General features: G+C 72.4%; 27 protein-coding genes. 12 read left to right on the top strand and 15 right to left on the bottom strand.

Annotation, left to right across the window (positions count from 1 at the left end; translation table 11 throughout):
• From FB563_RS30670 to cds1, 6 genes are all read right to left on the bottom strand, one after another.
• Positions 1-1267, bottom strand: a 1267-nt coding sequence (locus FB563_RS30670) for a cytochrome P450 family protein (protein WP_142219090.1), incomplete at its 3' end; no start/stop codon positions are given.
• 152 nt (positions 1268-1419) lie between these two features.
• Complete coding sequence (locus FB563_RS30665; protein WP_055709257.1) at positions 1420-2022, bottom strand: GTP-binding protein; 603 nt, start codon at positions 2020-2022, stop codon at positions 1420-1422.
• Entirely contained in the window at positions 1997-2371 is a 375-nt protein-coding gene (locus FB563_RS30660; protein ID WP_055709256.1) for a DUF742 domain-containing protein, read from the bottom strand. Before FB563_RS30660 ends, FB563_RS30665 begins: the two co-directional genes overlap by 26 nt.
• A complete protein-coding gene (locus FB563_RS30655) occupies positions 2368-2769 on the bottom strand; it encodes a roadblock/LC7 domain-containing protein (RefSeq protein ID WP_055709255.1) in 402 nt (133 codons plus the stop codon). Before FB563_RS30655 ends, FB563_RS30660 begins: the two co-directional genes overlap by 4 nt.
• Positions 2766-3968, bottom strand: a complete 1203-nt coding sequence (locus tag FB563_RS30650; RefSeq protein WP_199832979.1) for an ATP-binding protein — start codon at positions 3966-3968, stop codon at positions 2766-2768. Before FB563_RS30650 ends, FB563_RS30655 begins: the two co-directional genes overlap by 4 nt.
• A gap of 233 nt (positions 3969-4201) precedes the next feature.
• Positions 4202-5326, bottom strand: coding sequence for an L-cysteine desulfhydrase Cds1 (cds1, locus tag FB563_RS30645; RefSeq protein ID WP_055709254.1), 1125 nt, complete (start codon positions 5324-5326; stop codon positions 4202-4204).
• Positions 5327-5654: 328 nt separating this feature from the next.
• Here cds1 and FB563_RS30640 point away from each other — a divergent pair, with 328 nt between their 5' ends.
• Positions 5655-5978: a hypothetical protein gene (locus tag FB563_RS30640; protein ID WP_055709253.1), complete on the top strand. Its 324-nt coding sequence runs from the start codon at positions 5655-5657 to the stop codon at positions 5976-5978.
• Between the two features lie 253 nt (positions 5979-6231).
• Positions 6232-6894, top strand: coding sequence for an ATP-binding protein (locus FB563_RS30635; protein ID WP_079049032.1), 663 nt, complete (start codon positions 6232-6234; stop codon positions 6892-6894).
• 553 nt (positions 6895-7447) lie between these two features.
• Here FB563_RS30635 and FB563_RS30630 read toward each other — a convergent pair.
• Genes FB563_RS30630 through FB563_RS30620 form a run of 3 tightly spaced genes read right to left on the bottom strand, consistent with a single transcriptional unit; the run spans position 7448 to position 11039 of the window.
• Positions 7448-10009 carry an ABC transporter permease gene (locus FB563_RS30630; RefSeq protein WP_055709251.1) on the bottom strand — a complete coding sequence of 854 codons (2562 nt, stop codon included), beginning with the start codon at positions 10007-10009 and terminating at the stop codon, positions 7448-7450.
• Entirely contained in the window at positions 10006-10752 is a 747-nt protein-coding gene (locus FB563_RS30625) for an ABC transporter ATP-binding protein (protein ID WP_142219018.1), read from the bottom strand. Before FB563_RS30625 ends, FB563_RS30630 begins: the two co-directional genes overlap by 4 nt.
• Positions 10749-11039 carry an SHOCT domain-containing protein gene (locus FB563_RS30620; protein WP_142219017.1) on the bottom strand — a complete coding sequence of 97 codons (291 nt, stop codon included), beginning with the start codon at positions 11037-11039 and terminating at the stop codon, positions 10749-10751. Before FB563_RS30620 ends, FB563_RS30625 begins: the two co-directional genes overlap by 4 nt.
• A 183-nt stretch (positions 11040-11222) precedes the next feature.
• Between FB563_RS30620 and FB563_RS30615 the strand changes: the two genes are divergently transcribed.
• The 5 genes from FB563_RS30615 to FB563_RS30595 all read left to right on the top strand — a co-directional run bounded on the left by FB563_RS30615 (position 11223) and on the right by FB563_RS30595 (position 14211).
• Complete coding sequence (locus tag FB563_RS30615) at positions 11223-11813, top strand: TetR/AcrR family transcriptional regulator (protein ID WP_055710598.1); 591 nt, start codon at positions 11223-11225, stop codon at positions 11811-11813.
• Between the two features lie 5 nt (positions 11814-11818).
• On the top strand, positions 11819-12208 hold the full coding sequence (locus FB563_RS30610) for a (R)-mandelonitrile lyase (RefSeq protein ID WP_055710599.1): 390 nt from the start codon (positions 11819-11821) through the stop codon (positions 12206-12208).
• A gap of 15 nt (positions 12209-12223) precedes the next feature.
• Positions 12224-12808 (top strand): DUF4865 family protein, encoded by a 585-nt coding sequence (locus FB563_RS30605; RefSeq protein ID WP_055710602.1) that lies wholly within the window; start codon positions 12224-12226, stop codon positions 12806-12808.
• On the top strand, positions 12805-13716 hold the full coding sequence (locus FB563_RS30600) for a phosphotriesterase family protein (RefSeq protein ID WP_055710600.1): 912 nt from the start codon (positions 12805-12807) through the stop codon (positions 13714-13716). Before FB563_RS30605 ends, FB563_RS30600 begins: the two co-directional genes overlap by 4 nt.
• Positions 13717-13974: 258 nt before the next feature.
• Positions 13975-14211, top strand: coding sequence for a hypothetical protein (locus FB563_RS30595; protein ID WP_055710601.1), 237 nt, complete (start codon positions 13975-13977; stop codon positions 14209-14211).
• A 34-nt stretch (positions 14212-14245) separates the two neighbouring features.
• Here FB563_RS30595 and FB563_RS30590 read toward each other — a convergent pair whose 3' ends face one another.
• Positions 14246-15484 carry an ROK family protein gene (locus tag FB563_RS30590; RefSeq protein ID WP_142219016.1) on the bottom strand — a complete coding sequence of 413 codons (1239 nt, stop codon included), beginning with the start codon at positions 15482-15484 and terminating at the stop codon, positions 14246-14248.
• Between the two features lie 164 nt (positions 15485-15648).
• Complete coding sequence (locus FB563_RS30585; protein WP_055710546.1) at positions 15649-16365, bottom strand: alpha-ketoglutarate-dependent dioxygenase AlkB family protein; 717 nt, start codon at positions 16363-16365, stop codon at positions 15649-15651.
• Positions 16366-16444: 79 nt separating this feature from the next.
• On the opposite strand from FB563_RS30585, the gene FB563_RS30580 reads away from it, so the two are divergent.
• Positions 16445-17578 (top strand): methyltransferase, encoded by a 1134-nt coding sequence (locus FB563_RS30580; protein ID WP_055710542.1) that lies wholly within the window; start codon positions 16445-16447, stop codon positions 17576-17578.
• A gap of 12 nt (positions 17579-17590) precedes the next feature.
• On the opposite strand, the gene FB563_RS30575 is transcribed toward FB563_RS30580, so the two are convergent.
• The gene (locus FB563_RS30575; protein ID WP_055710543.1) at positions 17591-18442 is read right to left on the bottom strand and encodes a class II fructose-bisphosphate aldolase; all 852 of its coding nucleotides are present in this window, start codon (positions 18440-18442) and stop codon (positions 17591-17593) included.
• A gap of 31 nt (positions 18443-18473) precedes the next feature.
• Positions 18474-19355: an SIS domain-containing protein gene (locus FB563_RS30570; RefSeq protein ID WP_055710544.1), complete on the bottom strand. Its 882-nt coding sequence runs from the start codon at positions 19353-19355 to the stop codon at positions 18474-18476.
• 125 nt (positions 19356-19480) lie between these two features.
• Here FB563_RS30570 and FB563_RS30565 point away from each other — a divergent pair, with 125 nt between their 5' ends.
• Positions 19481-20260 (top strand): DeoR/GlpR family DNA-binding transcription regulator, encoded by a 780-nt coding sequence (locus FB563_RS30565; RefSeq protein ID WP_055710545.1) that lies wholly within the window; start codon positions 19481-19483, stop codon positions 20258-20260.
• 141 nt (positions 20261-20401) lie between these two features.
• Here FB563_RS30565 and FB563_RS30560 read toward each other — a convergent pair whose 3' ends face one another.
• Positions 20402-20797, bottom strand: a complete 396-nt coding sequence (locus FB563_RS30560; protein ID WP_159045649.1) for a luciferase domain-containing protein — start codon at positions 20795-20797, stop codon at positions 20402-20404.
• Between the two features lie 507 nt (positions 20798-21304).
• On the opposite strand from FB563_RS30560, the gene FB563_RS30555 reads away from it, so the two are divergent.
• Both FB563_RS30555 and FB563_RS30550 read left to right on the top strand, forming a co-directional pair.
• A complete protein-coding gene (locus tag FB563_RS30555; protein WP_142219089.1) occupies positions 21305-22483 on the top strand; it encodes an MFS transporter in 1179 nt (392 codons plus the stop codon).
• Positions 22484-22564: 81 nt separating this feature from the next.
• Positions 22565-23317: a maleylpyruvate isomerase family mycothiol-dependent enzyme gene (locus tag FB563_RS30550; RefSeq protein WP_055709313.1), complete on the top strand. Its 753-nt coding sequence runs from the start codon at positions 22565-22567 to the stop codon at positions 23315-23317.
• Between the two features lie 49 nt (positions 23318-23366).
• Here FB563_RS30550 and FB563_RS30545 read toward each other — a convergent pair whose 3' ends face one another.
• Positions 23367-23765, bottom strand: coding sequence for a MarR family winged helix-turn-helix transcriptional regulator (locus tag FB563_RS30545; protein WP_055709314.1), 399 nt, complete (start codon positions 23763-23765; stop codon positions 23367-23369).
• Positions 23766-23850: 85 nt separating this feature from the next.
• Between FB563_RS30545 and FB563_RS30540 the strand changes: the two genes are divergently transcribed.
• Positions 23851-25341, top strand: a complete 1491-nt coding sequence (locus FB563_RS30540) for an MFS transporter (RefSeq protein ID WP_055709315.1) — start codon at positions 23851-23853, stop codon at positions 25339-25341.
• Positions 25342-25361: the final 20 nt, after the last annotated feature.

The following is a 25361-nucleotide window of genomic DNA, read 5'->3' as shown; positions in this document are numbered from 1 at the left end:
CCTTCTTCCTGGCCGGTTCCTGACGCGCGGCGGCGACCGGCGCCGCGGGCAGCGGCTGCTCCCCCGCGGCGGGGACGGTACGGCTCTGCAGCGCGGCGGCGACATGGGTGGCCGGTGCCGGGCTGAAGGCCACGGGCAGCGCGACCAGTGCCCGGTGGAACGGGCCCGGCCGCCAGTCCAGGTCCTTCTCGGGGACGGTCAGCACCAGGTCGGGCAGGGCATTGAGCAGCTTCTCGATCGCGGTGACGGCGATGACCTGCGCCGGGTCCTTGGCCGGGCAGGCGTGCGGACCGGCTCCCCAGGCCAGGTGGGCGCCCGTGCTGTGCTTGCGGCGGGCCTCGGCCAGCGCGGGGTCGGTGTTGGCGGCGGCGAAGCTGATGACGACCGGCGTGCCCGCCTCGGCCACCACTCCCCCGAGGTCCACGTCCTGGACCGGGTAGTGCGTGGCGTAGTTGGCGATGGGCGTCTGGTTCCACAGCACGTGATCGATCGCCTCCTGGACCAGCAGCCCGGAGTCGCGTCCGCTGGTGCCGGGGGACAGCAGCAGGAGCAGGGCGTTGCCGATCAGGTTGCGCTCGGGTTCCACGCCGGCGCCCATCAGCATGACCAGCTGGTCCTTGAGCTCCTCGTCGGTCAGTCCCGCCGGGTGCTGGATCAGCCAGGAGGTGACGTCGTCGCCGGGCCGGCGGCGCTTGAGGGCGATCAGCTCCATGAGGCAGGCGGTGAGCTCCTCGTTGGCACGCAGGGCGTCCTTGCCGTCGAAGATCGCCGACATGGAGCTGGTGAGGGAGTCACCGATGTCCGCCGGGCAGCCGAACAGCTTGTTGAACAGCAGCAGCGGCAGCAGCTTGGCGTAGTCGTTGAGGAGGTCGGCACGGCCGCGCTCGCAGAACTGGTCGATGAGGTAGTCGGCGATGGGCTCGACGTCACGGCGGATGCGGGTGATGTTGAGCCGGGCGAGGCTGTCCGTGACGGCCTTGCGCAGCCTGAGGTGCACGGCGCCGTCGGTGAACAGGCAATTGGGCCGGTACGCCATCATCGGCAGCACCGGGCTGTCCAGCCCGATCCGCCCTTCCGCCAGGGCCTTCCAGCGGCGGGAGTCCCGGGCGAAGAGCGTGGTGTTCTGCAGCACGCGCAGGGCCGTCTCGTGCCCGACGACCAGCGTGGCGTCGACGCCGGGTGCGAGCTCGACCGGTCCGGCCGGACCGTGGGCGCGCAACCGGTCGTAGACCTCGTGGGGGTCGGCGGCGAACGCGGCGTCGTGCATGGGGCATCTGGCGGGCGCGGGGACTGACTGGCGGTCCATGGGTTTCCTTCTGCTGGCTCCGGCCGCGGATCCGGGGGAGGCGGGCCGGGGGTTGGTCCGGGGGTGGGGTCCCGGGGTGGGGTCCGGGGGGAAATGGTCCGGGGACGGTCGGATCAGGCGGCTCGGGTGAGCAGGTGGCGCACGAGCGCGATCAGCGCGTGGGCCGAGGACTGCCGGTCACGGGCGTCGCAGTAGACGACGGGGGTGTCCGGGAGCAGGTCGAGGGCCTCGCGCACCTCCGCCTCCTCGTAGACGTGGTTCCGGTCGAAGCCGTTGACCGCGATGGCGTACTCGAGGCCGTAGCGCTCGACGAGGTCGATGACGGGGAAGGTCTCCTCCAGCCGGGCCGGGTCGACCAGGAGCAGTGCGCCCAGCGCGCCGCGGGCCATGTCCTCCCACAGCTGCATGAAACGCTGCTGTCCCGGGGTGCCGAACAGGTAGAGCACGAGATCGTCGCTGAGCGTCAGCCGGCCGAAGTCCAGGGCCACGGTGGTGGTGGTCTTGTCCGCCACGCCCCTGAGGTCGTCCACGTGGACGGACGCCTGCGTCATCTTCTCCTCGGTGCGCAGCGGGGCGATCTCCGACAGCGAGCCGATGAACGTCGTCTTGCCCACGGCGAAGTGCCCGACGACAAGGATCTTGGCGGCGTTGGTCACCGCGCTGGAGACGTAGATGGATCCAGGGGCCGTCTCAGCCGATGAGGGATTGGAGTCCATTCAGAACCTTCTCGAGGGTCGCTCTGTCAACGTTCTGAGCCCGGGGCGGCTCGGCGCGGCGCAGGAGGTGGCCCTGCTCGAATAAATCGGTCAGCAGCAGCCGGGCCACCCCCACCGGCAGTCCCACATGGCCCGCGACCTCGGCGACCGACAGGTAGCCGCCCGCGCACAGTCGCCAGATCGCCATCACCTCGGGGCCGGCCCCCAGCGGCGGGGTCCGCTCGGGAGCCAGGGTGACCAGGGTGTGCAGCGCCAGGTCGTCCGAGGCCGGCAGGGTCCGGCCACCGGTGATGACGTAGGAGCGGACGAACTCGCTGGTGACGGAGGCTTCCTCGCCGGGCTTGGTCATACGCCCACGCCGTTGTCGGAGCGCGGAGCCACGCTCATCGCCTTGCTCAGCGCGGCCACCGTCTTCTGCATGCGGAAGGACATGGCCTCCATGTCGACGTCCAGCGCGGCCGAGACGGCGAGGTACGAGCCCTGGCCGGCGGCGATCAGGAAGATCCAGCCGCCGTCGTACTCCAGCAGCGTCTGCTTCCAGATGCCGTGTCCCGCTCCCACGAATCCCGCGACGGCGCGACTCAGTGACTGCATCGAGCTCATCGCGGCGGCGTTCGTCTCGGCGTCGTCGCGTCCGATGTCGTCCGAGCGCTGCAGCAGCAGGCCGTCTCCAGAGACGAGGATCGCGTGCCGGGCCCCGCGTACCTCGAGCACGTCGTTCAGCACCCAGGACAGGTCGATCTTCACTGGTTGTCAGGTCCTTCCGTGGTGTTCGTGGTCCGCCCGAGCTGAGTACCGCGCGCGAACGCCCCGATCCGCGACGCCGTCACCTCGCCGGCCGACTCGAAAGACCCCTCCTGGCCGTCGTTGCCGGGGGACGGGACCACGGTGACGGGGCCGCTGCGCCGGCGGCGTTTGGGCAGACCTCCCGAGGTCGTTCCCACCACGTGCGAGGGGCCCACGACCGGGACGGGCGCCAGTCGCTGGGGGGCGGCCTCCGGGGCCGCGGCGTCCTGGTCGTCGGCCGCCGGGGAAGGAGTGTCGGCCGAGAGCAGGCTTTCGGGCACACGAATCACTGCACGCACTCCGCCGTAGGGGGAAACGGAACCGACGGAGACGGCGAAGCCGTAGCGGGCGGCGAGCATGCCGCACACGGCGAAGCCGAACCGCGGCGGATCGCCGAGCCCGGTGATGTCGACGGGACCGTCGACGGACAGCAGGGCAGCCGCCCGGTCCTTGGTCTCCTGGTCCATGCCCAGCCCGGCGTCGTCGACGATGAAGCACACACCGGTGGGCACGGCCTGGATGTTGATCTCGACCGGCGTTCCGGGTGCGCTGTAGTTCGTGGCGTTGTCCAGCAGTTCGGCCAGCACGACGGCCACCGGTTCGACCGCCTTGCCGACGAGGGACACGTTGACCTGCGAGTGGACGCCGACCCGCTCGAAGTCCTTGATCCTGCCCTGGGCGCTGCGGGCGACGTCGTAGACGGTGGCGGCGCCCTCGCGCCGGCCCAGCCATCCGCCGCAGAGCACGGAGATGCCCTTGGCGCGGCGGCCGAACTGGCTGCCGGTGTGGTCGACCGTCATCAGGTCGGCCAGCACCTCCGTGGTGTCGCCGTACTTCTTCAGCAGGCTGTCCAGGAGCACCTGCTGTTCCTCGGCGAGCGACTGGAGTGTGCCCATGGCGGACTTCAGCACCGCCTTGGTGGCCGCCTCCGCGTCGGCGCGCACGTCCGCGAGGTCACGCTGATGCTGTGCGGTCAGCGCGGCGATGTGCGTGTGGAGCTGCCCGATGTCGCCGCGGGCCTGTCCCAGTTCTGCCTCGAGGTCCTTTCTCGTTCTTCGGAGCTCCATGTTGGTTCTCCGGGCACGCATCACTGCGACGACCGCAGCGACGAGCACCACCAGCAAGATCCACAGCAGTGGATCCGTGGTCAATGACGTCATGAGACTCTCTTCAAGTCGCATCGCGCCAGGAGCGTGCGAGCGCGATGGTGCCTTTGAGACTGTCCCCCCGTGCGTGTTGGTGACACGCCGTCAGCCCACCGAAAAGTGGGATGATCTTATCAGTCACACAGGCACAACCCGCTTGCCCACAACCTCAATTGAGACGTCACCAAACCCTCACAACCGCGTCACCCGCCCGTTGGGCACCGGCCGCCGAAGGGGCGGGGACCGGCTCAGTCCGGCCACACCCCCGTGGCCAGCAGGGTCTCGATCGCCGCGGTGTACGGCGCGATGTCCAGGCCCTGCTCGGCGAGCCAGGCGTCGGAGTAGTACTTGTCGAGGTAGCGGTCGCCCGGGTCGCACAGCAGGGTGACGACACTGCCCCGGCGGCCCTCGGCCACCATCTCGGAGACGATCTTCAGCGCGCTCCACAGCCCGGTGCCCGTGGAGCCGCCCGCCTTGCGGCCGATGGCCCGCTCCAGGGCGCGTACGGCGGCGACGCTGGCCGCGTCCGGGACCTTCATCATCCGGTCGATGGCCCCGGGCACGAAGCTGGGCTCCATGCGCGGCCGGCCGATGCCCTCGATCCGTGAGCCGCAGTCGCAGGTGACCTCGGGATCACCGGAGGTCCAGCCCTCGAAGAAGCAGGAGTTGTCCGGGTCGGCGACGCAGATCCGGGTGTCGTACTGCATGTAGTGGACGTAGCGCGCGAGGGTCGCGGAGGTGCCGCCGGTGCCGGCCGTGGCGACGATCCACGTCGGCTCCGGGAAGCGCTCCAACTCCAGCTGGCGGAAGATGGATTCGGCGATGTTGTTGTTGCCGCGCCAGTCGGTGGCCCGCTCGGCGTAGGTGAACTGGTCCATGTAGTGGCCGCCGGTCTCCACCGCGAGGCGGGCGGACTCCTCGTACATCTTCCGGGAGTCGTCCACGAAGTGGCACTGTCCGCCGTGGAACTCGATCAGGCGGATCTTCTCGGCGCTGGTCGTGCGCGGCATGACCGCGATGAAGGGCACGCCGATCAGCTTGGCGAAGTAGGCCTCGGAGACGGCCGTGGAGCCGCTGGAGGCCTCGATGACCGGGCGGCCGGGGCGGATCCAGCCATTGCAGAGGCCGTAGAGGAAGAGGGACCGGGCGAGGCGGTGCTTGAGGCTGCCGGTGGGGTGCGTCGACTCGTCCTTGAGGTAGAGGTCGATGCCCCAGTGCTCGGGGAGGGGGAAGCGCAGCAGGTGGGTGTCCGCCGAGCGGTTGGCGTCGGCCTGGACCTTGCGGACGGCCTCTTTCAGCCAGTCACGGTAGGCGGCGTCGCTGCGGTCGACGTCGAGGGTGGCGCCGGTCCGGGTCTGGTGTGTGGTGCTCACGGCGGTGCTCCTTACGCTGGGCGCCGACGACACCTCGCGCGGCCGGCATTTCGAGCATAGGCATCTTTCGCACCGCTTCCCACCTGCATAAACGCATCTTTGAGCCACCCAAAGCCGCACTGGGGCACAGGCGTACGAGGCATGCGGGGGCGCATTGGCGGGAGTGCTCCGGGCTGCTTCGGCGGGCGCCTCGCGCGTACTGGTGCTCCCGGCCGCATCGGGGCAGACTGCACGCGACGGGACGATCGTCCCGAACCCAGGCGCACACTGGACCGGGAGCGGGCGCACACTGGATCGCGGAAGCACATGGGCAAGGGGGCGGCGAAGGATGGCGGAGCCGGAGTTCACAGCCACGGGCGTGCGGATCGGCAAGCGGCTGCGTTCGCTCACCCGGGCCGGTCAGGTCCGGATCAACGACGGCAGGCTGGAGTTGCTCACCAGCTACGGCAGCGAGATCGACAGTGCGCCCGTGCAGGCGGTGCGCGCGTCCCGCCCGTGGTTCCGGCCGGACGACAAGGCGCTGGCCGACCTCAACGGCAAGCGGTACCTGCTGACGCTGGGCGAGCAGGACCCCGCTCCGGGCGAGCCGGGACCGCCCGCGGCACGCCGGTTCATCGAGGCGGTGCGCCGGGCCGCCGGGCGCGGCGGCTGACAGCCCGTACGGCCGTCGGCCGGGGAGCAGCCGGTCGCGTTACTCCGAGCAGCGGTCCGTCGCGGCGAGTTGCGGGACCGCATCCGCTGCGTCACGCTGGTCTCACGTCACTCTGGGTTTACCGGCGATAACGCTGCGAACCAGCCCGCCGGCCATGCAGCAGGCGGACGTTTGGACGCAAGCACCCTGCTGGATCCGTTGTTCTCCGTGTTCTTCCGGTCCCGTCGGACCTCTACATCGGGGAGTCGCAGCCGTGATCAGTCACCCAAGCAGGCACTGCACGGTGGAGCTCCAAGCCCTGCCGTCGCGGATCGGCCAGGTCCGCAGAATCGTATCTGCGCAGTTGCGCTACTGGCACATGGACGCGTTGATAGACCGAGCCGCGCTCGGTGTGACGGAGCTGCTGAGCAACGTCCACCGGCATGCCAGGCCCGACAAGTCGTGCACGGTCGAACTCGAGCTGGCGCCGGACCGGCTCACGGTCTCGGTGCGCGACAACGATCCACGGCTTCCGGTGCCGGCCGACGTCGTGGACCTGCCGGACGGCGGTCCGCTGGCCACCTGCGGGCGGGGGCTGGCGATGGTAGCGGCGGTGAGCGAGAGCTGGGGCGCCCGGCCGGACGGCGAGAACGGCAAGGTCGTCTGGTTCACGCTGTCCGCCCCGGCGGTGGTACGGCCGCATCCGGCCCATGGCCCGCGCCGTGCCGCCGCGGTACGGCCCGCGCCGGAGCCGGTCCGCGTCGGAACGGCGGCCAAGGCACCGGCGGGGGCGCGTGTCGGGGCCGGGGTCACGTTGACCGCCGAAGCGCCCGTCACGGCAGCGCCGGTGGCGAGCGCGGCCACCGTGGCGACCGCGACGCCCGCTCCCGCCGGCGCCGGCGCCCAGACTCCCGCCCGGTCGACCGTTCCCGGCTGACCGGGCGGTGACCCTGCCCGCGCCGGTGAGCGACAAGGTCTCGCTCACCGGCGCCGGCAGGGTACGGGGCGCTGTCGCTGTGCAACGAGGGTTTTACTCACCGGCGCGGGCAGGGTACGGGCGCCGGCGCCGGCCGGGACTGGGGCGCTCCCGACACTGATCGGATGCCCGCAGCGGCCCTCGACAGCCGACGGCACTGCAGCGCCCCAAAGGGGCGCGGGGAACTGCGCGACCAGCCCCCACGCACCCGCACCCGCAGACGGTCTGCACCCGCCCACCGGGTAGGCGCCGCACCGGCGCACGGCACCAGCACGGCAAGCAGCACCCGCACCCCCAGGGGCGCGAGGAACGGCGCGACCAGCCCCCCACGCACCCGCACCCGGTCCGCACCAGCCCACCGGGTAGGCACCCCACCAGCACACGCCACCAGCCCGACAAACGGCACCCACACCCCCAGGGGCGCGAGGAACGGCGCGACCAGCCCCACGCACCCGCACCCGCGCACGGCTCCACTCGCCCCACCCTCGTAGGCGCCCCGGCCAAAGCGACGCAGTCACTCCGTCGCGATGGCCCGCAGGACATCCAGCCGTGCCGCACGGCCGGCAGGGCGGAGACCCGCCAGAGCGCCGGCGGTGAGGCCGACGAGGGCGACCACGGCGAGCCGGGCGGCCGGCAGGGAGAAGGCGAACGCGGTGTCGCTCGCGCCGTCGGAGGCCTTGACCAGCACCCAGCCGAGGAAGGCGCCGAGTCCGAGACCGCCGACCGTGCCGAACGCTGCGACCAGGACCGACTCCCAGCGGACCATGGCCCGCAGCTGGGCGCGGGTCTGGCCGACGGCTCGCAGCAGGCCCAGTTCCCGGGTGCGTTCGTGCAGCGCGAGGGTCAGCGTGTTGGCGATGCCGAGCAGGGCGATGACCACCGCGAGGGCGAGCAGCGCGTAGACGAGGGTCAGCATCATGTCGATGCCGCCCGCCGAGGACTGCGCGTACTCGTCCCGGGTCTGCACGGACGGGTTGCCGTACTGCGCGGCGACCTTCTTCACCGCCGCCTTGCCCGCGTCCGTGCCCACCCCGTGCTTGAAGGTGACCGCGATGAGCGAGTCCGCGTCCTGGGTACGGTGCGGGGCCCAGGCGGCGCGGGTGATGACGTAGTCGCCGACGAGTTCCGACTGACCGTACACGGCACGGACGGTGAAGTCGTCCGTCCGGCCGTCGGTGAAGGTCAGCCTGGCCGTGTCGCCGGTGCGCAGATGCTGCCGGTCCGCCTCCTTGCGGGTGATGGCGATGCCGTCGGTGCCGAGGTCGCGCAGCGAGCCGGTGACCGTGCCGAGGTCGAAGGTGCGGGCGAGCGCGGCCGGATCCGTGACGGTCAACGCCCTTCCGCTGCCGTCGACTTCGGCGACCCCGCGGCCGAGTCCCACGGCCGTGTCCACCTGGGGCAGCCGCTGGAGTGCGGGGGCGAGCCGCGGGCTGAGTCCGCTGCCGCCCGCACCGAAGGAGGGGCTGCTGACGGCGATGTCACCGGCGAAGGACCGGGACACCGTCCGGTCCATCGTGGCCTTCAGCGAGGCGCCGAAGACGGTGAACAGCGACACGACGGCCACGCCGATCATCAGCGCGCTCGCGGTGGCCGCCGTCCGCTTCGGGCTGCGCAGGGCGTTGCGCCGGGCCAGGGAGCCGGTGACCCCGCGCAGCCGGTCCAGGGGGCCGCCGAGCAGCCGTACGGCCGTGGTGGCGGCGACCGGGCCGAGGACGACGAACGCCGCCAGGGCGAGCAGCGCGCCGACTCCCGCCAGCCACACGGACGGGGAGACGAGGACACCGGTCAAGGTCGCGGCGAGCGCCGACGCGCCGAGGACACCCCCGGCGATCGCACGGGCGCGGGAGGCACCGGAGGTGTCGACGGCCGTCTCGCGCAGGGCGGCGAGCGGCGCCGTCCGTCCGGCGCGCCGGGCCGGCAGGAGCGCGGAGCCCACGCAGACCACGATCCCCACCGCGAGCGGCAGCACCATCGACAGCGCCTTGATCACCAGGTCGCCGTCGGGGAACGGGAATCCGATCGCCGGAAACAGCGCCTGGAGCCCTGCGGCGATGCCGATGCCGCCCGCGAGTCCGGTGAGGGACGCGGTGAGCGCGACGAGGCAGGCCTCGGCGAGGGCGGCCGCGGTCACCTGCCGGCGGGCCGCGCCGAGGGCACGCAACAGGGCGTTCTCACGGGTGCGTTGGGCGACCACGATGGCGAAGGTGTTGTGGATGGAGAAGGTGGCGACGAGCAGGGCGACACCGGAGAACACGAGCAGGAAGGTGGTGAAGAGGGTCAGGAACTGGCTGGAGATCATGTCGGTGTTCTCCTGCGCCGACTGCTGACCGGTGATGGCCTCGACTCCCTCGGGCAGCACCGGAGTCAACCGCCGGACCAACTCCTCCTGGCTGACTCCCGGTTCGGCCCGCACCGCGATGGACGCGGCCTGGCCGGGCCGCGCGGTGAGGTACTTCTCGGCGTCGGCCCGGGTCATGCCGGTGAACGTCACCTGGGCCATGCCGTCCTGGCCGCCGAAGGTGGCGAGCCCGACGACAGTGACCTTCACGGGGTCCGGGGTGCGCAGGGTCGTGGTGTCACCGAGCTTCAGACCGCCCTTCTTCGCGGCACCCCGGTTCACCACGACCTCGCCCGGCTCGGCGGGAGCCCGGCCTTCGGCGAGCCGGTACGGGTTGAGCCGCGGGTCGGTGATCCAGTTGCCGGCGAGCGTGGGCGGTCCTTGGCCGCCGACCGGCTTGCCGTCGGAGCCGACGAGCTGGCCGGCACCCTGGATGTTCGGTACCGCCGCGGCCACACCGGGCACCCGCTCGACGGTCTTCACCAGCGAGGTGTCCACCGGCCGCCGAACGCCCTGGGCCTCGCCGGGTGTGGTGATGGCGTCGGCGCCGCGTACGACGGCGTCCGTGCCGCTGGCGGCCTCGCCGAACATGCTGCCGAAGCTCGCGCGCAGCGTGTCGCCCATGACGAGCGTGCCCGTCAGGAAGGCGACGCCGAGGAACACGGCGAGGAACGTGCCGGCGAACCGGCGCCGGTGCGCGCGCAGGGAGGTGAGGCTGAGCCGGAGCGAGGCGTTCATGTCCGCACCTCGAAGGCCTTCATGCGGTCCAGGACCCGGTCCGCGGTCGGCGACTCCATCCGGTCGACCAGCCGTCCGTCGGCGAGGAAGAGCACCTCGTCGGCGTGCGTGGCGGCCACCGGGTCGTGCGTGACCATGACGACCGTGCGGTCCATCTCCCGCACGGCGGAGCCCAGGAGCCCGAGGACCTCCGCGCCGGAGCGGGAGTCGAGGTTTCCGGTCGGCTCGTCGGCGAAGACCACGTCTGGCCGCGCGGCGAACGCCCGGGCCACGGCGACGCGTTGCTGCTGGCCGCCGGAGAGTTCCGAGGGCCGGTGGTGCAGCCTGTCGCGCAGGCCGACGACGTCGACGAGGGCGTCGATCCACTCCCGGTCGCCGCGCCGTCCGGCCAGGTCCAGGGGCAGTGTGATGTTCTCCGCGACGGACAGCGTCGGCACCAGGTTGAACGCCTGGAACACAAAGCCGACCCGGTCGCGGCGCAGCAGGGTCAGGCGCCGGTCGTCCAGCGCGCCGAGTTCGGTGTCGCCGATCCAGGCGGCGCCGGAGGTGAGCGTGTCGAGGCCGGCCGCGCAGTGCATGAGGGTGGACTTGCCGGAGCCCGAGGGGCCCATGATGGCCGTGAAGCGTCCGGCGGGAAAGGAGACGTCGACGCCGTCGAGGGCGCGTACGGCGGTGTCGCCACCGCCGTACACCTTCACCGCGTCCACCACACGGGCCGCGGCCCGCAGTGCGGTCGTGGTCATGCCGCGCCCCCCTTGCCCGTACGGCCGAACTGCTCCTCCAGGACGGACAGGCGGCGCCAGTACTCGTCCTCGTCGATCTCGCCGGAGGCGAAGCGGCGGCCGAGGACCGCGAGCGGGGAGTCTCCCGCGGGGCGTCCGCCGTCCGTCGGCCGCCAGGGGCCGCCGCGGCCGCGCCACCCGGTGCGGCGCAGGAACGTGACGGCGCCGACCACCACGGCCGCCCAGATCAGCGGGAAGAACAGGATCCACGGGCCGGGTCCGCCGTCCCAGTTGGCCAGGGTCTGCATCTCGGGTCATCTCCCTTGTCGTTTCTCTCTGCGGGGATGCCGCGAGGGTCCCGGCGGGAGGGGGTCCGGGGCGTCGTGCGGCCGGCGGCAGTGCGGGTACCTCCCGGGGAGTACGGCGGGGGCGGCGGGCTGCTCCCCGGGGACCGGCTGGCGGCTTCCTGGCGGCCCGCTGTAACTACTAGTATGTACAGTGGAGGCATGAGCACCTCGGAACGACTGATCGAGTCCACGCGTGAGCTGCTGTGGGAGCGCGGCTACGTGGGCACGAGCCCCAAGGCCATCCTGGAGCGCGCGGGTGCCGGTCAGGGCAGCATGTACCACCACTTCAAGGGCAAGCCGGACCTCGCCCTGGCGGCGATCCGGCGGACCGCCGAGGAACTGCGCGCCACCGCGGAGCGGGTCCTGGGCGGCCCCGGCACCCCGTACGAGCGCATCGAGGCGTATCTGCTGCGCGAGCGTGACGTGCTGCGCGGCTGCCCGATCGGGCGGCTGACCATGGACCCGGACATCATCGCCGGCGACGAGCTGCGCGCACCGGTGGACGAGACGATCGCGTGGATCCGGGAGCGGATCGCCGGGATCGTCGAAGAGGGCAAGCGGCAGGGGCAGTTCGCGCCCTCGCTCGACGGCGAGGAGATCGGCGCGGCCGTCCTCGCCACCGTTCAAGGCGGCTATGTCCTCGCCCGCGCCTCCGGCTCCCCCGCCGCCTTCGACGCCGGCGTGCGCGGTCTGCTCTCCCTGCTCGCACCCCGAACTCCCGGACAGGAGAACTGAGTCACGTGCACATCACCGGACGTCGTCCCGACACCCGGCAGGGCCCGGCGGAGAACTTCACCGGCACCGTGTGGCTGGACGAGCTGGCCGCACCCCCCGCGCCGTCCCGGCTGCGCGTGTTCAACGTCCACTTCGCCCCGGGCGCCCACACGGCCTGGCACCGGCACCCGCACGGCCAGGTGCTGCACGTTCTGGAGGGCGAGGGGCTGGTGCAGCGCAGGGGCGGTGCGGTGGAGGCGATCCGCGCGGGCGACACGGTGTGGATCGAGCCGGACGAATGGCACTGGCACGGCGCCGCGCCCCGCACCTTCATGACCCACCTCGCGGTCGTGGAGGCCGCCGAGGACGGCACGACGACCGAGTGGCACGCGCACGTGGACGACTACCCCGCCTGAGAAGGGATGCAGGACATGCACGCCATGCAGTACGAGTTCACCCTGCCCGCCGACTACGACATGGGCGTCATCCGCTCCCGCGTCGACCGTGTCGCGCATCTGCTGGACGACTGGGACGGCCTCGGCATCAAGACGTACGTGCTGCGCGAGCGCGGGATGCACGGCTCGCCGGTGAACCAGTACGGGCCGTTCTACCTCTGGAACACCATGGAGGGCATGAACAGCTTCCTGTGGGGAGGTGCCTTCCAGGGGCCGGTCGACGACTTCGGGCGGCCGGCGATCCGGCAGTGGACCGGCCTGGCGTTCGAGGAGGGCACCGCCGGCGGGTCCGGACCCGCCTTCGCCGTGCGCCGACGGCAACCAGTACCGGAGGGCGTGGAGTTGGCCGCCTTCATGGCGGACGCGGCGGCCGAGACCGGGCGGCTGGCGGCGGAGGACGGCGCCGTTCTCGCGGCGGCGGCCGTGGACACGCGCGCGTGGGAGCTGGTCCACTTCTCGCTCTGGGAGCACGACACGCCCAAGGCCGACGGCGACCTCTACCAGGTGCTGCACCTCTCCGCGCCCGGCCGCGCCCGGCTCCCGCGCGGGCGGCAGTGGTGAGCCGGGTCCGTACGGTCCTCGGCGACATCCCGCCCGAGGAGCTGGGCGTGTGCGACGCGCACGACCATCTCTTCCTGTGCAGCCCGCGGTTGCCGGGCCAGGAGCTGAACGACCTGCCGGCCGCGCGGGCCGAGCTGGCCGCGTTCCGGGCGGCGGGCGGAGTGGCCGTCGTGCAGTGGACGCCGTACGGCATGGGACGGCGGGCGGCGGACCTGCCGGAGCTGTCCCGGGCCACCGGTGTGCGGCTCGTGTGCGCCACGGGACTGCACCAAGCCGCGCACTACGACCCCGAGTTGCTCGACAAGCTGCGCGGCAGCGGCCTCGCCGGGCTCTTCGTGTCCGAGCTGACCGACGGCATCGGTACGACCGGGGTACGGACCGGGCTGATCAAGGTCGCGGGCGGTTTCCACGCGCTCGACGCGCACGCCCGCTGGACCATGACGGCGGCGGCCGAGGCGCACCACGCCACGGGTGCGCCCATCGCGGTCCACCTGGAGATGGGCACCGCCGCACTGGACGTACTCGAGCTGCTGTGCGGCGAATTGGGCGTCCCCGGCCACCGGGTGATCCTGGGCCATCTGAACCGCTTCCCCGACCCGGTGGTGCAACGGCAGGCCGCCGAGTCCGGGTGCTGGCTGGCCTTCGACGGGCCCTCCCGCGCGCATCACGCCACCGACTGGCGGATGCCGGCGGCGATCCGGGATCTGGCGGACGCCGGCTTCGGTGACCGGTTGCTGCTCGGCGGGGACACCGTGGTCGCCGGGGGGCGCTCGGTCGACGGTGGGCCCGGCATGCCGTATCTGCTGCGCAGGGCCTGGCCGCGGCTTGAGGTGGAGTTGGGTGCGGAGTTGGTGGCGCGGATGTTTACCGAGAATCCGGGGCGGGCGTTTGCCGTTGACTGGCGGTAGTCGTCCTCTGCTCCAACGCCGGCGTGGCTCTGTTGTTCGGCGGCTGCAGCTGTTTCCCGATCGGGCTGCGTGCGCGCAGGGCGGAGATTCCGTAATGTCCTGGATCCTCCCGCTTCTACGGCGGCCCTCACGTCCGTTCCAACGCTGCGCGCGAGGGCGATCGTTCCCGTTTCGGATGTGACTCCTGCCCCGTCGGCCAGGGCTTTTCGTGGCCGCCCCGAGCTCCGCATACTCGCCCGGCCGGAACCCGGGGGTTTGATGAGCACAGAGGCAGCCAAGGGTGAGCGCCGGGAATCCTGGCTGGTCGCGCACGGCATCCTGCTGGAGCGAGGCCCTCGGCGCACCCTCGCCGCCGCCGGCTTCGTGAACATGCTCGGCAGCAGTGTGTTCACGCTGACGGCCGCCCTCCACTTCACCCGCCGCGTGGGCCTGTCGGCGGCCCATTGGGCGCTGCGGTCCCGCCCGGACGAGCTGCCGAGCGGCGCTGCCGGGTGACGGCGAGATCCCGCAGAGGACAACGGGACCGCCGTCAGCGCAGCGCCCCCAGCGGGTCGTCCAGGACCGGCTGCCAGGCCAGTTCGGCCGCCCCGACCAGGCTGTTGTGATCCAACGTGCAGGACAGGATCGGCACCCCACCGCTCTGCCCCCACAGACTGCGGTCGGCGACCACCGCCCGCAGCCGGCCGGGGTCGGCGTCCAGGAGGGTGCGGTGGAGGCCGCCGAGGATGATGCGGTCGGGGTTGAGGATGTTGACCAGTCCGGCCAGCCCCAGGCCCAGGCGGTCGATCAGGGCCTCGGCGGCCGTACGGACGGCAGGGTCGTCGTACTGGGTGCGCAGCAGGTCGTTGGCCTGCTGGAGCAACGACACCTCGGGGCCCGGCTCGCGGCCGGCCTCGATCAGCAGGGCCAGCGGGTCGGCCTCGACGTCCAGGCAGCCGCGGCTGCCGCAGTGGCAGGGGCGGCCCTCCGGGTTGACCGTGAGGTGGCCGACCTCGAGGGCGAGCCCCGAACTGCCGGTGTGCAGACGGCCGTCCAGCACCAGGGCGCCGCCGACACCGCGGTGTCCGGTGGCCACGCACAGCAGGTCCCGGGCGCCCCTCCCCGCGCCGTGCCGGTGTTCGGCGAGGGCCGCGAGATTGACGTCGTTGCCGGCGAAGGCGGGCCCGATGATGCCCGCCGCGTGCACGCACTCGGCGAAGATCCGCCGGACCGGGGCGCCGACGGGCCAGGCCAGGTGGAGGGGGTTGAGGGCGAGACCGTCGGGCTCGGCCACGGCGGACGGTACGGCGAGTCCGGCGCCGACACAGCGGCGGCCGGTCGTGCGCAGCAGTTCCGCGCCCGCCTCGACGACCGAGCCGAGCACCTTCGCCGGGTCGGCGTCGACGGTCTCGCAGCCGGGCGCGGTCGCCACGATCCGCCCGCCGAGTCCGACCAGGGCCGCTCGGAAGCCGTCGGCGTGGACCTGCGCGGCAAGCGCCACGGGGCCGTCCTCGGCGACCTGGAGCCGGTGCGAGGGGCGGCCCTGGGAGCCGGCCGCGGCGCCGGGCCGGGCATCCACCCGGATCAGCCCGAGCGCCTCCAGCTCGGCGGCCACCGCGCCGGCGGTCGCCCGGGTGACCCCGAGCTCCGCGGTGAGCACGGCCCGGGTCGGCGCCCGCCCGGTGTGCACCAGCTCCAGCGCGGGTCCGAGCGCTCCGCGCCCCCGGTCCAGCCGCGCCCTCGAGGTGGTCCTCTCCCCCGCACTCCGGGGATCCGCCTTGCCGCTCATGAGGGCGAGTCTCCCATGATCCGCAGGTGCGGCGGCCCAGCGCCGGTCCGGCGCATCAGGTCGCAGGAAATCGACAGCACCTCATCAGCGTGGGTGAGCCGGGGCTGGTGCGTCCAGCTGCAGGGCGCAGGAGGGCGTCGACGCCATGGGCTCCCGGACAGGCCCTACAGGCCGCTGACCCGAAGTGTGATGTTCAGACGTCCGGACAGGCCCAACTCGGTCGGCGCGGTGCCGCCGTGCACCCGCGGCACCCCGTGGTGGGCGAGCCGGGACGGCCCGCCGAACACGAACAGGTCGCCGCTGCGCAGCTCGACATCCGTGTAGGGCTTGGCCCGCGTCGCGGTGTTCCCGAACCGGAAGACACAGGTGTCGCCCAGGCTCAGCGACACCACCGGCGCGTCCGAGCTCTCGTCGCTGTCGCGGTGCATGCCCATACGGGCGTCGCCGTCGTAGAAGTTGATCAGCGCGATGTCGTACGCGTACGGCTCCTGCGGGCCCAGCGCGGCGACGGCGGCCCGCCGGCCCAGCTCGCCGAGCCAGGCCGGGAACGGCTTCACGGGGGCGCCGTCGCCGTCGACGGCCGTACGGGCGTAGGCGTACGGGTACCAGTGCCGGCCGGGGCACTCGGGATTGTCCCGTACCGCCCGCCCGCAGTTCGGGCACCTGCGTACAGGACCCCAGTGCCAGCCGAGGCAGACCTGGCGGGCGGTCATGGTGCCGCCGCCCGGTGTGCGCACGGTGCGCAGTCCGGCCGGTGGCCGCGCCCACTGACGACAGGCGGCGAGCAGCTCGCGCTGCGCGTCTGCGTCCAGCCAGTCCGGGACGTGCACGGCGCCCGGCGCGACCTGAGTGCGCTCCCGGGGAAACAGCTCCGCGTCCACGCGCTCCATCTTGCCCCAGGCCCGCCCCACCAGCCCTGAGCTGCGGCTCGGCTAGCCTGGGGGCACGATGAGCGACCGTATGACGACACCGTGGGGCGAGGTCGAGCTGTCCCGCTTCCCCGAGGATCCCCGCGACCGGCTGCGCGCCTGGGACGCCTCCGACGCGTACCTGCTGCGCCACCTGGCCGAGGAGGGGGTGCCGCTCACGGGCGCGGTCGTGGTGCTCGGGGACCGCTGGGGCGCGCTGGCCACGGCGCTCGCGGAGCACCACCCGACGCAGATCACCGACTCGTTCCTGAGCCAGGAGGCGACCCGGGCGAATCTGGCCCGGGCCGGTGTGGAGCCCGGTGCCGTGCGGTTGCTGACCACCCAGGATCCGCCGCCGCAGCGGGTGGACGTGCTTCTGGTACGGGTGCCGAAGAGCCTGGCGCTGCTGGAGGACCAGCTGCTGCGGCTGGCGCCGGCCGTGCACGCGGGCACGGTGGTCGTCGGCACCGGGATGGTGAAGGAGATCCACACCTCCACGCTGGAGCTGTTCGAGCGGATCCTCGGCCCGACCCGGACCTCACTGGCCCGCCAGAAGGCCCGGCTGATCTTCTGCACCCCGGACCCTGCGCTGGAGCGGCCGGCGAACCCGTGGCCGTACGGCTACACCCTGCCGGACGGCCTCGGGGCGGTCTCCGGGCGCCCGGTCGTCAACCACGCCGGCGTCTTCTGCGCCGACCGCCTCGACATCGGCACCCGCTTCTTCCTGCAGCACCTGCCCGCACCGGGCGCGGGCCGCGTGGTGGACCTCGGGTGCGGCAACGGCGTCGTCGGTACGGCGATGGCGCTCGCGGACCCGTCGGCCGAGGTGCTGTTCGTGGACGAGTCCTTCCAGGCGGTGGCCTCGGCGGAGGCGACCTACAAGGCCAACGGCGTGCCCGGGCACGCCGAGTTCCGGGTCGGGGACGGACTGGCCGGGGTGGCGCCGGGCAGTGTGGACCTGGTCCTGAACAACCCGCCGTTCCACTCCCACCAGGCCACGACCGACGCAACGGCGTGGCGCATGTTCACGGGGGCACGGCGCTCGCTTCGGCCCGGGGGTGAGCTGTGGGTGATCGGGAACCGGCACCTCGGGTACCACGTGAAGCTGAGGCGGTTGTTCGGGAACTGTGAACTGGTTGCCAGCGACCCGAAGTTCGTGGTGCTGAGGGCCGTCAAGAGGGTCTGACACCGGGGCGCCTCACCGAACGAGAACCCCGATGGTCCGCCGCACCTCCTGGACCATCGCCTCCCTCCCCACACTCAGGTACGTGCGGGAGTCGACCGCCTCGGGATGCGCCGCGAGGAACTCCCGAATCGCACCGGTCATGGCCACGTTCAGCGCCGTGCCCACGTTGACCTTGGCGATGCCGCCCGCGACCGCCGCGACCAGTCCCTCGTCCGGGACGCCGGAGGAGCCGTGCAGGACGAGCGGGACGGACAGCGCGGCGGAGAGCCGTTTGAGCAGGGCCTGGTCGAGGGTGGCCGAGCGGGTGGTCATCGCGTGCACGCTGCCGATGGCGACGGCGAGCGCGTCGACGCCGGTGCCGGACACGAAGTCACGGGCCTGGTCGGGATCGGTGCGGGCGCCGGGTGCGTGGGCGTCCAGCGGTGGCCTGCCGTCCTTGCCGCCGATCTGGCCCAGCTCGGCCTCGATCCACAGCCCTTGGGCATGGGCCCAGTCGGCGGCGGCCCGGGTGGCGGAGAGGTTCTCGGCGTACGGCAGCCGGGCCGCGTCGTACATCACCGAGCTGAACCCGGCGTCGGCCGCCTGGCGCAGCAGGTGGTCGCTCTGCACGTGGTCCAGGTGCAACGCGACGGGCACGGTGGCGCGTTCTGCTGCGGCGACGGCGGCCCTGGCGAGCGGCAGCAGCCGCCCGTAGCGGAACTTGACGGCGTTCTCGCTGACCTGGAGCACGACGGGCGCGCCGGCCTTCTCGGCGCCGGCGATGACGGCCTCGACATGCTCCAGAGTGATGACGTTGAACGCGGCGACGGCGGAGCGGGTTGCGGCGGCTGGGGTGACCAGCTCGCCGGTGGACGCAAGGGGCACGTGTGGTGTCCTTCCGGGCGCGGGTCGGGGCTCAGGGGGCGAGGATCACCGAGCGGGTCAGATGGCGCGGCTGGTCGGGGTCGAGTCCGCGCGCGGCGGCGACGGCCACCGCGAGGCGCTGGACCCGGACGAGTTCGGCGAGCGGATCGAGGCCGCCCGCGATCCACAACCCGCCCGTGGTGCGGACCTGGTGGGCGAGCCCGTCCGGTGCCTCGCCGAGCATCCAGGTGGCCGTGCCCTCGGTGGTGATGCTGATCGGGCCGTGCCGGTACTCCATCGCCGGGTACGCCTCGGTCCAGGACAGCGAGGCCTCCCGCATCTTCAACCCGGCCTCGCTCGCGAGCCCGACGGTCCAGCCGCGCCCGAGGAAGGTGAACTGGGTGCAGGCGACCAGCCCTTCGGGAAGAGGGGTGGAGAGGGCCGTGCGCGCATCGGTGACGACGGCGTCGGTGTGCAGGCCGAGATGGGTGCGCAGGAGGGTGACGGCGGTGGTCGCGAACCGGGTCTGCACGACGGAGCGTTCGTCGGCGAAGTCCAGCACCACGAGGTCGTCGGCGGCCGACGCCACCGGGGTGTCCTGGTCGCCGGTGACGGCCGTGGTCCGGGTCCTGCCCCTCAACTCGCCCAATAGCTCCAGCACTTCGGTGGTGGTGCCGGAGCGGGTGAGGGCCACCACCCGGTCGTACGAGCGCCCGTACGGGAACTCGGAGGCCGCGAACGCGTCGGCCTCGCCCTGGCCCGCGCCCTCGCGCAGGGCGGCCACCGCCTGCGCCATGAAGTACGAGGTCCCGCACCCCACGATCGCGACCCGCTCCCCCGGCCCCGGCAGCGCGTCCCGGTACCGCCCCGCCTCCTCGGCCGCCCGTATCCAGCACTCCGGCTGGCTGTTCAGCTCGTTCTCGACATGGGTCATGCCCACACCCTCCCCTTGCTGATTGTTCTTGCAAGATATAGCGATCTTTCGAGCACTATCAAGCATTCGTGCGCAGAGCGAGGTGCGCTAGGGTCACCGGGAACACTTCGGAACGGAGGCTGCGGATGTCCCGGGACGCCCGCTGGAAGGCGCTGCTGGAACTACTCGTCGAGCGCGGCCGGCTGGACGTGGAGGAGGCGGCGGCCGAGCTGGCGGTGTCGGCGGCGACGATCCGCCGGGACTTCGACCAGCTCGCCGAGCAGCAGATGCTGGTGCGCACCCGGGGCGGCGCGGTGGTGCACGGGGTGTCGTACGAACTCCCGCTGCGCTACAAGACGGCCCGCCGCGCCTCGGAGAAGCAGCGCATCGCCAAGGCCGTGGCCGAACTCGTCGCTCCGGGCGAGGCCGTGGGGCTGACCGGCGGCACGACCACCACGGAGGTGGCCCGCGCCCTGGCCGTACGGGGCGATCTGTCCACCGGATCGCCCGCGCTGACCGTCGTCACCAACGCGCTCAACATCGCCAACGAGCTCGCCGTACGGCCCCAGTTCAAGATCGTGGTGACGGGTGGCGTGGCGCGCCCGCAGTCCTACGAGCTCATCGGCGCGCTCGCGGACGGGGTGCTCGGGCAGATCACGCTCGATGTGGCGGTGCTCGGGGTCGTCGCCTTCGACGTCACGCACGGCGCGGCGGCCCATGACGAGGCGGAGGCCGCGATCAACCGGCTGCTGTGCGAGCGCGCCGAGCGGGTGGTGGTCGCCGCCGACTCCAGCAAGCTGGGCCAGCGGGCCTTCGCCCGGATCTGCGGAGCGGAGCTGGTCGACACCCTCGTGACGGACACAGCGGTGGCACAGGAGACGGTACGCCGCTTCGAGGAGGCGGGCGTCAGGGTCCTCACGGTGTGACGACGGCACCGCCAAGGGCCCATGCATGGCCGGGCAGCTGCGTGCGGACACCGACCGGAGCAGGTCCTCGCGGACGCCGGCTCGGCGGATCCGTGCGGGCACCGGCTCAGACACGTCCCCGCGACCGCCTCCTCGGCCCGCTCAGATGCCGCCGAGGTCGGCCTTCACGAAGCCCGCGCCGCGCTGGTCGTTGCAGCCCGCCGGTGGCCGGTCGAGCGGGTCGGGCCAGGTCTCCTGGGCCTGGAGCGCCACGCTCACCAGGGTCAGCAGCAGGTCGACGTCGCTCGCCGCGTCCAGGCGCAGGGTCACCCACTGCGAGCCGGGCACGATCCTGATCGCGCCGGAGCCCCTGAGGTCCTTGGCGAACCGCCGGATCGCCCGGTCGGTCAGCCGCAGGTCCACATCGCGGTCCGAGTGGAAGTGGGCGATCTCGCCCTGGGCCGAACTCACCGCCTGTCCAAGGCCGCAGCTCGGGACCGCCCGGCTCAGGTCGGGCCAGGTCGCCAGTTGCGCGAGCGCGCGCGAGGCCAACGTCATGGGCCCATCATGGACCGCTCACCCCTCGGCAACCAGCTCGTGAGCAAGCATTAACCGACCTGTATCCGGCCGCAGAACACGCCTGGACACCCTCACTACATGCCCAAAGCGGCGCATTCTCCCCCGCGTTGATGCCGCCACCGACGCTAGCCGGCACAAGTCGATGCAGGCCAAGGACACATCGGCCGATTCTCGGCCAAGCGCGCCTCGTTCCCGCAGCGGCGGCGGCCGAAGCGGGACAGGATGCCGTTGACGCCAAGGCGGGCTGACGGCGCAGACCCGGTCGTCTCGCAGTGTGAGAACTTCAGGTCCACAGGCGGGGCGCCCGAAGGGTGCATGTTCCATGCCGGACCGGCCCGGGGGCGCGACCGTGGCGCCGATCCGGGTGCGGGCGCGAAGGTACCCCGATCCCAAGGCGGTCGCCCGAGCACATCCCTTGCCCCACCCCGCGCACCCGCCTAGCCTGAGTTTGTGCCGCAAATAAACAAACCCCGTTCGCACAGCGTCGTGCCGGGTGGCAGCCGCGATCTCTCCCGGCTCCGCGTCGCGCTCACCGCCTTCTTCGCCCTCGACGGGTTCGTCTTCGCGGGCTGGGTGGTCCGTATCCCGGCCATCAAGCAGCAGACGAACGCCTCTGCCGGCGCCCTCGGTCTGGCTCTCCTCGGCGTCTCCGCGGGTGCCGTGATCACCATGACGCTGACCGGCCGGCTGTGCCGCCGCTACGGCAGCCATCCGGTCACCGTCGTCTGCGCCGTCCTTCTCTCCCTCAGCGTCAGCCTGCCCCCGCTGACCCACTCCGCGCCCGCCCTCGGCGCCGTACTCCTGCTCTTCGGGGCCGCCTACGGAGGGATCAACGTGGCCTTCAACAGCGCCGCAGTCGACCTCGTGGCCGCGTTGCGGCGGCCGATCATGCCGTCGTTCCATGCCGCGTTCAGCCTCGGCGGCATGATCGGCGCCGGTCTCGGCGGACTGGTCGCCGGTGCGCTCTCGCCCACGCGGCATCTGCTCGGCCTCAGCCTGATCGGGCTGCTCGTCACGGCCGTCGCCGGGCGCGCCCTGCTGCGACAGGAGCCGCCCGCCCTGGCGGAGCGCAACCCCTCCTCACCCCCGGAGACACACCGTGCCGCGGCACGGCGGACCGGCGGACGGGGACTGGTCGTCGTCTTCGGGCTGATCGCACTGTGCACCGCCTACGGCGAAGGCGCCATGGCCGACTGGGGCGCGCTCCACCTCCAGCAGGACCTCGCGGCGTCGTCCGGTGTGGCGGCGGCCGGGTACGCGTGTTTCGCGCTGGCCATGACCGTGGGCAGGGCGACCGGCACGACCCTGTTGGAGCGCCTCGGCCGTGCCCGCACGGTGATCGCGGGCGGCACCGTCGCGGCGGTGGGCATGCTGCTCGGCTCGCTGGCGCCGTCCGTGTGGGCGGCGCTGACCGGCTTCGCCATCACCGGGCTCGGGCTTGCCAACCTCTTCCCGGTCGCCGTGGAGCGGGCGGGTGCGCTGACCGGCCCGTCCGGCGTGGCCGTCGCCTCGACGCTGGGCTACGGCGGCATGCTGCTCGGACCGCCCGCGATCGGGTTCATGGCCGACTGGTTCTCCCTGCCGGCCGCGCTCACCAGCGTCGCGGCACTGGCCGCCGTCGCCACGGCCATCGGGGTGTTCACCCGGCGGACGATGGGCGCGTGAGGCGGCGGCCGGAGCGAGCCGGTCACCCGTCGCACCGGAATTGCCGACGGATCGGCGCCCTGCGTCCGGCACACTCACCCCATGGACACTGCCGACTTCCTTCGGATCCTGGACCGCGAGGGCCGGTTGCTCGCGGCGGCCGCCGCCGCGGCGGGAACCGACGCCAAGGTTCCGACCTGCCCGGAGTGGCAGGTGCGTGACCTGCTGCGGCACACCGGCGCGGTGCACCGGTGGGCCACCGCCTTCGTCGCCGACGGGCACCGGGAGCCCCGCCCCTTCGGCGACGCGCCGGACCTGGACGGCGACGAACTGGTGGACTGGTACCGGGACAGTCACCGCCTGCTGGTCGACACCCTGGCCGCCGCGCCCGCCGACCTGGAGTGCTGGACCTTCCACTCGGCACCCAACCCCTCACCGCTGGCCTTCTGGACCCGCCGGCAGGCGCACGAGACGACCGTCCACCGGTACGACGCCGAGGCCGCGCGGGGTGGTACGGCGTCGCCGGTCGCACCGGACTTCGCGGTGGACGGCATCGACGAGTTGCTGAGGGGTTTCCACGCCCGCGCCAAGAGCCGGCTGCGCACCGGGGAGCCGCGCGTGCTGCGGGTGCGGGCGCTGGGCGCGGGGACGGACGCCGGGCCGGACGCGGTGTGGACCGTACGGCTCACGGCCGAGCCGCCGGTGACCGTACCGGACGCGGTCGGCGAGGCGGAGGCCGAACTGGCCGGGCCCGCCGACGAGTTGTACCTGGCCCTGTGGAACCGGAAGCCCGTGCCGAGTGTGTCCGGCGACCCCTCCCTCGCCGCCTTCTGGCGGGAGAACAGCGGTATCTGACGCCAGGTCGGCCCTTCTTCGGGCCAGCCGCCTTCGTCAGCCGCCTTCGTCAATCGCCCTCGGCCAGCATCCGGGTCAGTACCGCGCGCTGCACCGGCCGTACCTCGCCGTGCAGCGCGCGCCCCCTCGCCGTGAGCGCCACACGCACCCCGCGCCGGTCCTCGGCACACATGGCGCGCTCGACCAGGCCGTCCTTCTCCAGGCGCCCGATCAGCCGGGACAGCGCGCTCTGGCTGAGGTGGACGCGTTCGGAGATCTCCTGCACGCGGTAGGCGCAGCCGCCGTCCGCCGCCGCGCCCTCCGCCAGCAGGTCCAGGACTTCGAAGTCGCTGGCGCACAGGCCGTGTCCGTGCAGCGCCCGGTCCAGCTCGCACTGGGTGCGGGCGTGCAGGGACAGGATGTCCCGCCACTGCTCCACGAGCGCCTGCTCGGCCTTGTTGGACGCCATGGCCGCACCGTAGCAGAGAAACAAGATTATTGCATCGGAATTAAATGCATTTGCATTCGATGCGTATGCATGTAGCGTCGTCGCCATGACCTCTCCGCTCACCACCCCCGCGTCCCCGTCCCCGGCGGTTCGCTGGACCCCCCGGCTGTGGGGCACCCTGCTGGTGCTCTGCGCGGCGATGTTCCTGGACGCGCTGGATGTGTCGATGGTCGGCGTCGCACTGCCCTCCATCGGCTCCGACCTGCACCTGTCCACGTCGACGCTGCAATGGATCGTCAGCGGCTACATCCTGGGCTACGGCGGCCTTCTCCTGCTCGGCGGCCGCACCGCCGACCTGCTCGGCCGGCGTCAGGTGTTCCTCGTCGCCCTCGGTGTCTTCGCGCTCGCCTCGCTGCTCGGCGGACTCGTGGACTCGGGCCCGCTGCTCATCGCCAGCCGTTTCATCAAGGGCCTGAGCGCGGCCTTCACGGCTCCGGCCGGCCTGTCGATCATCACCACGACGTTCCCGGAGGGCCCGCTGCGCAACCGCGCCCTCTCCATCTACACCACCTGCGCCGCCACCGGCTTCTCCATGGGCCTGGTGCTCTCGGGCCTGCTCACCGAGGCCAGCTGGCGCTTCACGATGCTGCTGCCCGCGCCGATCGCCCTCCTCGCGCTCCTGGCCGGCCTGCGGCTGCTGCCGCGCAGCGCCCGCGAGGAGAACCACGACGGCTACGACATCCCCGGCGCCGTCCTCGGCACCGCGGCGATGCTGCTGCTGGTCTTCACCGTCGTCCAGGCGCCCGAGGCCGGCTGGGCCTCGGCCCGGACGCTGCTGTCCTTCCTCGCCGTCGCGGTGCTGCTGACCGTCTTCGTCCTGGTCGAGCGGCGCTCGCCGAGCCCGCTGATCCGGCTGGGCGTGCTGCGCTCGGGCAGCCAGGTCCGCGCCCAGCTCGGCGCGATCGCCTTCTTCGGCAGTTACGTCGGCTTCCAGTTCCTGACCACGCTGTACATGCAGTCCCTGCTCGGCTGGTCGGCGCTGCACACGGCGCTCGCGTTCCTGCCGGCGGGCGCGCTGGTGGCGGTGTCCTCCACGAAGGTCGGCGCGATCGTCGACAAGTTCGGCACCCCGCGCCTGATCGCCACCGGCTTCGCCTTCATGGTCCTCGGCTACGCGCTGTTCCTGCGGGTCGACCTCGCCCCCGTGTACGCGGCCGTGATCCTGCCGTCCATGCTGCTGATCGGCGCGGCCTGCGCACTGGTCTTCCCGTCGCTCAACATCCAGGCCACCAACGGGGTCGAGGACCACGAGCAGGGCATGGTCTCCGGTCTGCTCAACACCTCGGTGCAGGTGGGCGGCGCGATCTTCCTGGCGGTGGTCACGGCCGTGGTGACCGCGAACGGCCCCGCGCACGCCACCCCGCAGGCCGTCCTGGACAGCTACCGGCCCGGTTTCATGGTCGTCACGGGCATCGCGGCGGCCGGTCTGCTGATCACCCTCACCGGTCTGCGCGGCCGCCGTACGCAGCGGTCCCTCGTCGTCGCCAGGTCCACCGTGGAGGAGGCTGGGACGGAGCGCGTGGCGGTCCGTGACTAGGGGGAAGCCTCCAACAGCGC

The organism is Streptomyces puniciscabiei, from assembly GCF_006715785.1.
GTDB classification, from domain to species: Bacteria; Actinomycetota; Actinomycetes; order Streptomycetales; family Streptomycetaceae; genus Streptomyces; species Streptomyces puniciscabiei.
The sequence above is the reverse complement of the archived record's forward strand: the minus strand, read 5'-3'. Positions and strand labels throughout refer to the sequence as shown.